The sequence below is a fragment of the Sporosarcina sp. So3-204 genome (genome assembly GCF_058068165.1).
The window spans coordinates 3560862-3572741 of record NZ_CM176485.1; the positions used below are offsets into that span (position 1 = coordinate 3560862).

General features: G+C 40.4%; 11 protein-coding genes. All 11 read right to left on the reverse strand.

Annotated elements, in window-relative coordinates; all coding sequences use genetic code 11:
• Positions 1-4 precede the first annotated feature (4 nt).
• Positions 5-835 carry a 50S ribosomal protein L2 gene (gene rplB, locus AC3RV6_RS17605; protein ID WP_489747253.1) on the reverse strand — a complete coding sequence of 277 codons (831 nt, stop codon included), beginning with the start codon at positions 833-835 and terminating at the stop codon, positions 5-7.
• A 44-nt stretch (positions 836-879) separates the two neighbouring features.
• Positions 880-1164 carry a 50S ribosomal protein L23 gene (gene rplW / locus AC3RV6_RS17610; protein ID WP_489747254.1) on the reverse strand — a complete coding sequence of 95 codons (285 nt, stop codon included), beginning with the start codon at positions 1162-1164 and terminating at the stop codon, positions 880-882.
• Positions 1164-1787, reverse strand: coding sequence for a 50S ribosomal protein L4 (gene rplD / locus AC3RV6_RS17615; protein WP_489747255.1), 624 nt, complete (start codon positions 1785-1787; stop codon positions 1164-1166). Before rplD ends, rplW begins: the two co-directional genes overlap by 1 nt.
• Positions 1788-1812: 25 nt before the next feature.
• Positions 1813-2442 carry a 50S ribosomal protein L3 gene (gene rplC, locus AC3RV6_RS17620; protein WP_489747256.1) on the reverse strand — a complete coding sequence of 210 codons (630 nt, stop codon included), beginning with the start codon at positions 2440-2442 and terminating at the stop codon, positions 1813-1815.
• A gap of 40 nt (positions 2443-2482) precedes the next feature.
• The gene (gene rpsJ / locus AC3RV6_RS17625) at positions 2483-2791 is read right to left on the reverse strand and encodes a 30S ribosomal protein S10 (RefSeq protein WP_489747257.1); all 309 of its coding nucleotides are present in this window, start codon (positions 2789-2791) and stop codon (positions 2483-2485) included.
• A gap of 394 nt (positions 2792-3185) precedes the next feature.
• Entirely contained in the window at positions 3186-4373 is a 1188-nt protein-coding gene (gene tuf / locus AC3RV6_RS17630; protein WP_489747258.1) for an elongation factor Tu, read from the reverse strand.
• Positions 4374-4492: 119 nt separating this feature from the next.
• Positions 4493-6571 carry an elongation factor G gene (gene fusA / locus AC3RV6_RS17635; RefSeq protein WP_489747259.1) on the reverse strand — a complete coding sequence of 693 codons (2079 nt, stop codon included), beginning with the start codon at positions 6569-6571 and terminating at the stop codon, positions 4493-4495.
• Positions 6572-6624: 53 nt separating this feature from the next.
• Positions 6625-7095 carry a 30S ribosomal protein S7 gene (rpsG, locus tag AC3RV6_RS17640; protein WP_489747260.1) on the reverse strand — a complete coding sequence of 157 codons (471 nt, stop codon included), beginning with the start codon at positions 7093-7095 and terminating at the stop codon, positions 6625-6627.
• A 184-nt stretch (positions 7096-7279) separates the two neighbouring features.
• Positions 7280-7699 carry a 30S ribosomal protein S12 gene (gene rpsL, locus AC3RV6_RS17645; RefSeq protein WP_489747261.1) on the reverse strand — a complete coding sequence of 140 codons (420 nt, stop codon included), beginning with the start codon at positions 7697-7699 and terminating at the stop codon, positions 7280-7282.
• Positions 7700-7804: 105 nt separating this feature from the next.
• Complete coding sequence (locus AC3RV6_RS17650; RefSeq protein WP_489747262.1) at positions 7805-8053, reverse strand: ribosomal L7Ae/L30e/S12e/Gadd45 family protein; 249 nt, start codon at positions 8051-8053, stop codon at positions 7805-7807.
• A 176-nt stretch (positions 8054-8229) separates the two neighbouring features.
• Positions 8230-11832 (reverse strand): DNA-directed RNA polymerase subunit beta', encoded by a 3603-nt coding sequence (gene rpoC, locus AC3RV6_RS17655; RefSeq protein ID WP_489747263.1) that lies wholly within the window; start codon positions 11830-11832, stop codon positions 8230-8232.
• Between the last annotated feature and the right edge of the window lie 48 nt (positions 11833-11880).

Genomic DNA, 11880 nt, shown 5'->3' on the forward strand with positions numbered 1-11880 from the left:
CACATTACTTCTTGCGACGACGAATGATAAGTTTGTCGGATTTGTTGGATTTCTTACGAGTTTTGTAACCAAGTGTTGGCTTGCCCCATGGTGTAAGTGGTGACGGCATACCAATTCCTGTTTTACCTTCTCCCCCACCGTGTGGGTGATCATTCGGGTTCATTACTGATCCACGAACTGAAGGACGTTTACCCATCCAACGTGAACGGCCTGCTTTACCAATATTGATAAGTTCATGCTGTTCATTTCCTACTTGACCAATCGTTGCGCGACAAACTGAAAGTATCATGCGTACTTCACCGGATTGAAGACGTACAATTACATACTTACCTTCACGTCCAAGTAGTTGTGCAGATGTTCCAGCTGAGCGTACAAGTTGACCACCTTTTCCTGGCTTCAATTCAATGTTATGAATTGTTGAACCCATAGGAATGTTTTCAAGTGGAAGTGCGTTACCTACCTTAGCATCTACATCTGGACCTGACATAATTGTCGTTCCAACTGTTAGACCCTTTGGAGCAAGAATGTAACGTTTTTCTCCGTCGGCATAATTAATTAAAGCGATATTCGCAGAACGGTTTGGATCATACTCGATCGTGGCAACGCGTCCTGGAATGCCATCTTTACGTCGTTGGAAATCAATAACGCGGTATTGACGTTTATGGCCTCCACCTTGATGGCGAACTGTCATTCTACCTGTATTATTACGTCCGCCTGTCCGTTTAACCGGCTTAAGCAATGATTTTTCTGGTTTGTCCGTTGTAATCTCGGCAAAGTCAGATGTAGTCATATTACGACGTCCGTTTGTGGTAGGTTTGTATTTCTTAATTCCCAATTGTTTTCCCTCCTTTAAAAATTCGTGTATCTAATTTTTAAACCTTATACTTCAAATAGTTCGATGTCATTTGATTCAGCAGTTAAAGTAACAATTGCTTTACGGCGCTTGTTAGTATAACCAGCATGCTTGCCCATACGTTTAAACTTACCTTTGTAGTTTTGAACGTTGACTTTATCAACTTTAACACCAAAGATTTCTTCAATAGCAGTTTTTACTTGTGTTTTGTTAGCACGAGTATCAACTTCAAATGTATATTTTTTAAATTCCATTTGTTCAGAAGAACGCTCGGTAATGACCGGACGTTTCAATATATCACGTGATTCCATTAACCAAGCACCTCCTCTAACTTTTGAACTGCTGCTTTCGTTATAACGAATTTTTCGTGTCCAACGATGTTTAATACGTTAATACCAGTTGCTGTAACAACACTGATACCAGGGATATTACGAGCAGATAATGCTACCGTTTCATCAAGATCAGCAGTAACAATCAATGCTTTTTTCGCGATAGAAAGATCTTTTAATACTTGAACAAAACCTTTAGTCTTTGGTGCATCAAATGCAAGACTATCAAGTACAATTATATTCTCTTCACGCACTTTCGTTGATAGCGCTGATAATAGAGCTAATCTACGAACTTTTTTAGGCAATTTGTAAGAATAACTTCTTGGTGTTGGGCCGAATACGACACCACCACCACGCCATTGTGGCGCACGAATTGTTCCTTGACGAGCACGACCTGTTCCTTTTTGACGCCATGGCTTACGTCCACCACCACGAACTTCAGAACGGTTTTTAACTTTATGGTTACCTTGGCGCAATGAAGCGCGTTGTTGAACCAATGCTTCAAACAGAACTGCTTCATTTGGTTCGATTCCGAAAATCGCGTCATTTAACTCAATGTCACCAACTGAAGAACCCGTTTGACTAAGTACAGAAACTTTTGACATCCTAATTTCCTCCTTCCTTTATTGATTAGTTAGCTTTAACAGCATTTCTCACTTGAATAAGTGATTTACGAGCACCTGGTACATTACCCTTAATAAGTAGTAAGTTACGCTCTGTATCAACTTTTACAATTTCAAGGTTTTGAATTGTAACTGTTTTATTACCCATACGTCCTGGTAATTTCTTACCTTTAAATACGCGCTGTGCGTCTACAGAACCCAGTGAACCTGGTCTACGGTGAAAACGTGATCCGTGACTCATTGGCCCCATTGAATATCCGTGACGTTTGATAACGCCTTGGAAACCTTTACCTTTTGTAGTTCCTGTTACGTCAACGATATCTCCCTCAGAGAAAGTATCGACTTTAACTTCTTGACCAACTTCGTGTCCGTTAACGTCCAATTCGCGAAATTCGCGGATGAAGCGCTTAGGTGCTGTATCAGCTTTTGCAACGTGTCCTTTTTCAGGTTTGTTAGCTAGCTTGTCTCGCTTAGTATCAAATCCAAGTTGGATTGCCTCGTAGCCGTCTGTTTCTTTTGTTTTCTTTTGAAGAACTATGTTTGGTGTAGCTTCAATTACTGTTACTGGAATAAGATCTCCGTTTTCAGTAAATACTTGCGTCATACCAATTTTTCTTCCTAAGATTCCTTTGGTCATTCGTCACACCTCCTGTAATATAGTGTTAAATTTCTATCGATTATAGTTTAATTTCAATGTCAACGCCGGACGGTAAATCAAGTTTCATCAACGCATCCACAGTTTGTGGTGTCGGATTGACGATATCGATAAGACGTTTATGTGTGCGCATTTCAAACTGCTCACGTGAGTCCTTGTTAACGTGCACCGATCTAAGAATTGTGTAAACAGTTCTTTCGGTTGGTAACGGAATCGGACCCGATACACTTGCCCCCGAACGTTTTGCTGTTTCAACAATCTTTTCAGCAGATTGATCTAGGATGCTGTGATCATATGCTTTTAAACGAATACGAATCTTTTGTTTTGCCATTATTTTCCCTCCCTCTCGCCTAATTTTATAGACATTCTCCACGAAAATTTCCCACACACTCGCCATGGCAATGCGGCCTGGTGTGTCGGCAACCTCTCGCTTCATCGCAGTCAAAGAGCAACATTCAATATTATACACAATAAAAAACCATTTGGCAAGCACTTTGTTAAAACTCTTTTAAACGCTTTTTATTGTTCTGTTTTTTTCTATTTTTCATCGCTGCATTATTGTAAAACACAAATGGAGTTTTGTCACCCCATAGCACTTTCTAATAAACTACTTCTTTAAACCAATACATCGATATAAACTTCATAATCTTCCACGCTCGTACTATATTAAAAAAACCAATAAAAAATCCCGTCACTATGGACGGGATTTTTAAGAACTAAAAAGCTTAGCTCATGATTGAAGCTACAACGCCAGATCCAACTGTACGTCCACCCTCACGGATAGAGAAACGCGTACCTTCTTCAAGAGCGATTGGAGAAATCAATTTAACTGTCATTTCAAGGTTATCACCAGGCATAACCATTTCTACGCCTTCTGGAAGTTCAATAACACCAGTTACGTCAGTTGTACGGAAGTAAAACTGAGGACGGTAGTTAGAGAAAAATGGAGTATGACGTCCACCCTCTTCTTTTGATAGTACATAAACTTCAGATTTGAAGTTTGTATGAGGAACAATTGTACCTGGTTTAGCAAGTACTTGTCCACGTTGGATATCTTCACGTGATACTCCACGTAAAAGAGCTCCAATGTTGTCGCCAGCTTCTGCATAATCAAGAAGTTTACGGAACATTTCTACACCTGTAACAGTTGTAGATTTAGCTTCTTCAACGATACCGATGATGTCAACAGTATCTCCAACTTTAACTTGTCCACGCTCAACACGACCAGTTGCAACTGTACCACGACCTGTAATTGAGAATACATCCTCAACAGGCATCATGAATGGTTTTTCAGTATCACGTGGTGGTGTTGGGATATATGAGTCAACAGCAGCCATAAGTTCCATAATTTTATCTTCATAACCTTCGTCGCCTTCAAGTGCTTTAAGAGCAGAACCTTGGATAACTGGAATGTCATCGCCCGGGAAGTCATATTCAGAAAGAAGATCACGGATCTCCATTTCTACTAACTCAAGAAGTTCCTCGTCATCAACCATGTCACATTTGTTCATGAACACTACTAAGTAAGGAACACCAACGTTACGTGAAAGAAGAATATGCTCACGAGTTTGTGGCATTGGACCATCAGCAGCAGATACAACTAGAATTCCGCCGTCCATTTGTGCTGCACCAGTAATCATGTTTTTAACGTAATCCGCGTGACCTGGGCAGTCAACGTGTGCATAGTGACGATTTTCAGTTTCGTACTCAACGTGAGACGTGTTAATAGTGATTCCACGCTCTTTTTCTTCTGGTGCGTTATCAACGTCAGCGTATGAAGCTGCTGTACCACCAAGTCTTTTTGCTAGTACTGTAGCGATTGCTGCAGTTAGTGTTGTTTTACCATGGTCAACGTGACCAATTGTTCCTATGTTTGCATGTGTTTTGGATCTATCGAATTTTTCTTTACCCATTATTATGAAAGCCTCCTTATAATATGAACATTTATTTACTATTATAGGTGCTGAAGAATAAATCTTCAGCACCAAATTACTTATAAGACATTTATACTGGAATTAAAGCCAAATTACAATTATTCGCCTTTATTCTTTTTAATAATTTCTTCAGAGATTGATTTTGGTACTTCTTCATAATGGTCAAACACCATTGAGAAGACTCCGCGTCCTTGCGTGTTTGACCGCAAAGATGTAGCATAACCAAACATTTGAGCTAAAGGAACCATTGATGCAACTACCTGTGCATTACCACGTGCTTCCATTCCTTCAACGCGTCCTCGGCGTGAAGTAATGTCACCCATGATATCACCCATGTATTCTTCAGGAATAACAACGTCAACCTTCATCATCGGTTCAAGGATAACTGGGTCAACATATTTGACAGCATTTTTAAGCGCCATTGAAGCAGCGATTTTAAATGCCATCTCATTTGAATCCACGTCATGATATGAACCATCGTAAAGACGCGCTTTAATATCGATAAGTGGATATCCAGCAAGAACACCATTATTGAGTGAATCACGGATACCCGCTTCTACTGAACTGATATATTCACGTGGAACTGATCCACCAACAATATTATCAATAAACTCGAAGCCTTTTCCAGTTTCGTTTGGAGAGAACTCAATCCAAACATGACCAAACTGACCACGTCCACCAGATTGACGCACGAACTTACCTTCAACTTCCGCAGATTTACGGAATGTCTCACGATAAGATACTTGTGGTGCACCAACATTAGCTTCAACGTTGAATTCACGTCTCATACGGTCAACGAGTACATCAAGATGAAGTTCACCCATACCAGCAATGATAACTTCTCCTGTTTCTTCGTCTGTATGCGCGCGGAATGTTGGATCCTCTTCTTGAAGCTTAGCAAGTGCTTGACCCATTTTATCTTGGTCAGCCTTTGTTTTTGGCTCTACAGATAGAGAGATAACTGGTTCCGGGAAGTTCATAGACTCAAGGATAATAAGGCTTTTTTCATCACATAAAGTGTCGCCTGTGCTTGTAGCCTTAAGTCCAACTGCTGCTGCAATATCTCCTGCGTGAACTTCAGAAATTTCTTCACGTGAGTCAGCGTGCATTTGTAGAATACGTCCTACGCGTTCGCGCTTACCTTTAGAAGAGTTCTGAACGTATGATCCTGATTTTAACACACCAGAATACACGCGGAAGAATGTCAACTTACCTACATAAGGATCTGTCATAACTTTAAATGCTAATGCTGCAAACGGACCATCATCTTTTGCAGGACGTGAAATTTCTTCCTCAGTATCAGGATCCGTTCCCTTCATCGGTACAGTATCAACCGGTGAAGGTAGGTAGTCGATAACTGCGTCAAGGACGAGTTGGACACCTTTGTTTTTAAATGCCGTTCCACATACAACAGGGTAGAATTCTACTGCTAATGTAGCTTTACGGATAGCTTCTTTAATTTCTGCGACAGTTAACTCTTCGCCGTTTAGGTATTTCTCCATAAGATCTTCATCGAACTCAGTAACAGCTTCGATTAATTTCTCACGGTATTCATTTGCGCTTTCTAAATACTCTTCAGGAATTTCGCCAATTTCAACGTTCATGCCTGTATCGTCTGGATAGAAGTTCGCTTTCATTTCAACTAAGTCAATGATTGCACTGAAGTCATCTTCAGCGCCTATTGGTAATTGAATTGGGTGTGCGTTTGCACCAAGACGGTCGCGTAGTGTTCCAACTGAATAAAGGAAGTCTGCACCTGTCTTGTCCATCTTATTAACAAACACTAAGCGTGGAACTTCATAGTTCGTTGCTTGGCGCCATACTGTTTCTGTTTGTGGTTCAACACCTGATTGTGCATCAAGAACTGTTACCGCTCCGTCAAGTACACGAAGTGAACGTTCAACTTCTACCGTGAAGTCTACGTGACCTGGTGTATCGATGATATTAACGCGGTGACCTTTCCATTGAGCTGTTGTAGCAGCAGAAGTGATCGTGATTCCACGTTCCTGCTCCTGCTCCATCCAGTCCATTTGAGATGCACCTTCATGTGTTTCGCCGAGCTTGTGAATTTTACCTGTGTAATAAAGGATACGCTCTGTCGTTGTTGTTTTACCAGCATCGATGTGAGCCATGATTCCGATATTACGAGTATTCTCTAAGGAGAACTCTCTACTCATATTGTAAATCTCCTTCCGATTCGGATTAGAGTGTTATTTATATTGCTTGATAATTACCAGCGATAGTGAGCAAATGCTTTATTCGCATCCGCCATTTTGTGTAATTCTTCGCGTCTTTTAACAGAAGCACCAGTGTTGTTAGAAGCATCTAGAATTTCATTAGCAAGACGCTCTTCCATAGTTTTTTCTCCGCGTTGACGTGAATAATTCACGAAGAAACGAAGACCTAAAGTAGTACGTCTTTCAGGACGAACTTCAACAGGAACTTGATAGTTAGCTCCACCTACACGGCGAGCTCTAACTTCTAGAACTGGCATTACATTTTCAAGTGCTGCTTCAAATACTTCTAGTGGATCTTTGCCTGAACGTTCTCTTACAAGTTCAAACGCACCATAGAGGATTTTTTGAGATGTTCCTTTTTTACCGTCTACCATCATTGAATTTATTAGACGTGATACGAGCTTCGAGTTATAAATTGGATCTGGAAGCACGTCACGTTTAGCTACAGGACCTTTACGTGGCATATCTTTTCCTCCTTTCAAAGATTATTTAGCATTATTTCGCTAATATAATCGTCTACTGTTTTTTTTGTTTTGTTAGATGATTATTTAGCGTTGTTTGCTAATATAATCACCAATTGATTTTTTTGTTAGATGATTATTTAGCATGTTTCACTAATATAATCATCTACGGTGTTTCGATTCTATATTACTTCTTAACTTTAGGCTTTTTAGCTCCGTACATAGAACGACTTTGCATACGACCAGTTACACCAGCAGTATCAAGAGCTCCACGAACGATATGGTAACGTACACCCGGTAAATCTTTTACGCGTCCTCCGCGAATAAGTACAACACTATGCTCTTGTAAGTTGTGACCTTCACCTGGAATATAAGCGTTAACTTCCAATGAGTTTGTCAAACGAACACGTGCGTATTTACGAAGTGCCGAGTTTGGCTTTTTAGGTGTCATCGTTCCAACACGAGTACAAACACCCCGTTTTTGCGGTGAATTTACATTTGTTGTTGATTTCTTAAAGCTGTTATAGCTTTTCCCAAGTGCCGGTGATTTTGAATTCGTAACCTTAGATTTACGTGGTTTACGAACTAGTTGGTTAATAGTTGGCATTGATTTTGTCCTCCCTTCGAATATACATTTTAAGACCACACATCCAGGTGGTTCATTTTTTGGGGTAAAAAACATAACTTTCGTGATTAAAAATCACAAAAATTATTATTCAGTGATTGCAACAACTGCAGCACCAACATCTATGCCACATACTTCTCCAAGTTTTTTCCTGGAATCGACATATGTTATCAAGATATTATGAAGTTTAGCTACTTCCTTAACAGGAATGATAAACCGTTCTTCTGCATCCTGAGCAATAATGACTTCAGTTACAATACCTGCACGGATCGCTTTCACTGTTTGCTTTGTACCGATGATTGTATTCTTTGCCTGTTTTACTTTTTCATAAGACATTTCCATATCCTCCAAAGCGCAGACATATAACTCTCAACCTTTTGTATGTTATCATCTGTATTTTCAAATGTCAACATGTAAAGATAATTACGAGGGGATAATTATTAATGAGGTTCAACAATATAATGATATTGAAGGGTATCATTGTGTTATCCCCAACGTAATTCTACATGCCTTTAATCTACAGTAACTTTTTCAGCCGAGCTTTCTTCTTTGTTTTTATCCATTTTAATCTGACGGTAACGTTGCATACCAGTACCAGCCGGAACTAGTTTACCAATAATTACGTTTTCTTTCAGACCTAGTAATTCATCTGTCTTACCTCTAATTGCCGCATCAGTAAGGACACGAGTTGTCTCCTGGAATGAAGCTGCTGATAAGAAAGATTCTGTTTCGAGAGATGCTTTTGTAATTCCGAGAATAACAGGACGACATGTTGCAGGGATTTTACCCTGTTCAAACATAGCGTTGTTAGCCTCCGCAAACTGATGAATATCAACGAGAGAACCTGGAAGAAGATCTGTATTCCCAGCTTCAATGATATTTACTTTACGCAGCATTTGACGAACCATTACTTCTACGTGTTTATCACCGATTTCAACACCTTGGCTACGATAAACTTTTTGAACTTCTTTTAGTAAATAGCCTGAAACTGTCGCAACATCTTTTACAACGATGAGCTCCTTAGGATCAATAGAACCTTCAGTAATTGTGTCGCCTCGTTCAATCTCATCTCCAACTTGCACTGTGAAACGTGCGTTATATGGTCCAAGATACTTACGAGCTTCAACATCACCTTCAATGGTAATTTCATGCTGACCTTCACGGATTTCATCAATTTCAGTAACTGTACCTTTAATTTCAGAAATTACCGCTTTACCTTTCGGATTCCGCGCTTCGAATATTTCCTGAATACGTGGAAGACCTTGAGTAATATCGTCTCCGGCAACTCCACCTGTATGGAACGTACGCATCGTAAGCTGTGTACCCGGCTCACCGATTGATTGAGCTGCAATGATTCCAACAGCTTCACCAACTTCGACTTCTTCACCTGTTGCCAAGTTTATGCCGTAACACTTCTTACATACGCCGTGCTTAGTATCACAAGTAAATGCTGAACGAATTGATACTGTTTTAATACCCGCTTCAAGTACGATACGAGAAATATCTTCTGTAATTAATGCATCTGAAGCAAGCAATACCGCGCCTGTCTCTGGATGGCGAATTGTTTTCTTCGCATGACGTCCAACGATACGTTCGTCGAGTCTTTCGATTACTTCCGCGCCTTCCATTAATGCACCAATTTCCAAACCACGATCAGTACCACATTCATCTTCACGAACAATTACATCTTGTGCAACATCAACGAGTCGACGCGTTAAGTATCCTGAGTCAGCTGTTTTAAGTGCAGTATCAGCTAGGCCTTTACGAGCACCATGCGTAGAGATAAAGTACTCGAGTACAGTTAATCCTTCACGGAATGATGACTTGATCGGAAGCTCGATAATTCGACCAGCCGGGTTTGCCATCAAACCACGCATTCCAGCAAGTTGCGTAAAGTTAGATACGTTACCACGCGCACCTGAATCACTCATCATATAGATAGGGTTCAAGTGATCGAGTGAATCCATAAGTTTAGCTTGAATGACATCTTTCGCATCACTCCAGTAAGATATAACTCGGTCATAACGTTCCTCTTCTGTGATTAAGCCACGACGGAACTGTTGTAATACTTTATCAACTTTCTCTTGAGCTGCATCAAGGATTACTTCCTTGTCTTGAAGTACGACAATGTCAGACATGCCTATTGTAATACCTGCTCGTGTTGAATGTTTAAAACCAAGGTTTTTCATTCTATCTAGCATTTTAGACGTCTCTGTAATGTGGAAACGTTTGAATACTTCAGCAATAATATTACCTAAAATCGCCTTTTTAAACGGAGAAATTAGCTCCGATTCAAGAATATGCTTTTTAATATCCTCTGTTCCAGAAACAAAGTACTTTTCCGGTGTTTTTATCTGTAAATTGAAATCTGTCGGCTCATTTATATATGGAAATGATTCCGGTAGAATTTCATTAAAAATCACCTTACCTACTGTAGTCAATAACAGTTGGGCGTTTTGTTCTTCTGTGAAAGTCGGATTATTAAATGAGCCAGCTTGTATAGCAACACGAGAATGAAGATGAACAATTCCGTTTGCATAAGCAATAAGTGCTTCGTCTGCATCACGGAAAATCTTACCTTCGCCCGTCGCGCCTTCTCGCTCCAATGTTAAGTAATAATTACCTAAAACCATATCCTGAGAAGGTGTAACAACCGGTTTTCCATCTTTCGGGTTCAAGATATTTTGCGCTGCAAGCATCAGAAGACGTGCTTCAGCTTGAGCCTCTGCCGAAAGTGGAACGTGAACAGCCATTTGGTCACCATCAAAGTCAGCGTTATAAGCTGTACAAACAAGTGGATGAAGCGTAATTGCCCGTCCTTCTACAAGAACTGGTTCGAATGCTTGAATACCCAATCGGTGAAGTGTTGGCGCACGGTTTAATAAAACCGGATGCTCCTTAATAACTTCTTCGAGAACGTCCCATACTTCTGAATGTAGTCGCTCAATTTTGCGTTTTGCACTCTTAATATTATGCGCAAGACCTCTTCCAACAAGCTCTTTCATTACAAAAGGTTTAAACAATTCGATTGCCATTTCTTTCGGCAAACCACATTGATACATTTTCAAATTCGGTCCTACTACGATTACAGAACGTCCAGAATAGTCAACACGTTTACCAAGTAAGTTTTGACGGAAACGACCTTGTTTCCCTTTCAGCATATGTGAAAGTGATTTCAATGGACGATTACCCGGACCTGTAACTGGACGGCCACGGCGACCATTATCTATAAGTGCATCAACCGCTTCTTGTAGCATCCGTTTCTCATTTTGAACAATGATTCCCGGTGCGCCAAGATCAAGAAGTCTTTTTAAACGATTATTCCGGTTAATAACCCGACGATACAAGTCGTTTAGATCAGATGTCGCAAATCTTCCACCATCAAGTTGTACCATAGGGCGTAATTCTGGAGGAATAACTGGTAATACCTCTAGAACCATCCACTCAGGTTTATTACCTGAATTACGGAACGATTCAACTACATCAAGACGTCTAATCGCACGAGTACGACGTTGTCCTTGAACAGTTTTAAGTTCATCTTTTAAGAACTCTGTTTCTTTGTCTAAGTCAATTGCTCTCAAAAGACGTTCAATAGCTTCTGCACCCATAAGCGCTTCAAACTTGTTGCCGTACTTTTGTCGATAAGCACGGTATTCTCTTTCGGAAAGTAATTGCTTTCTTTCAAGAGGCGTGTCAGCAGGTTCTACAACTACATACGACGCAAAATAAATGATTTCTTCCAAAGCGCGTGGCGTCATATCTAAAATCAGACCCATTCTGCTTGGAATCCCTTTAAAGTACCAAATATGCGTAACTTGAGCTGCTAGTTCGATGTGACCCATACGCTCACGACGTACTTTTTGACGCGTCACCTCAACTCCACAACGGTCACAAACGACGCCTTTATAGCGAACGCGCTTATATTTACCGCAGTGACATTCCCAATCTTTCGTAGGTCCGAAAATACGTTCACAGAAAAGACCTTCTTTTTCGGGTCTTAGTGTACGGTAGTTAATCGTTTCGGGCTTCTTAACTTCACCATAGGACCACGAACGGATTTTATCCGATGAAGCGAGGCCTATTTTCATATACTCAAAATTGTTTACATCTACCAAGGAGCCTACCTCCCTCTACTCTAATTGCTGGCAATTGGCTTTTTGCAC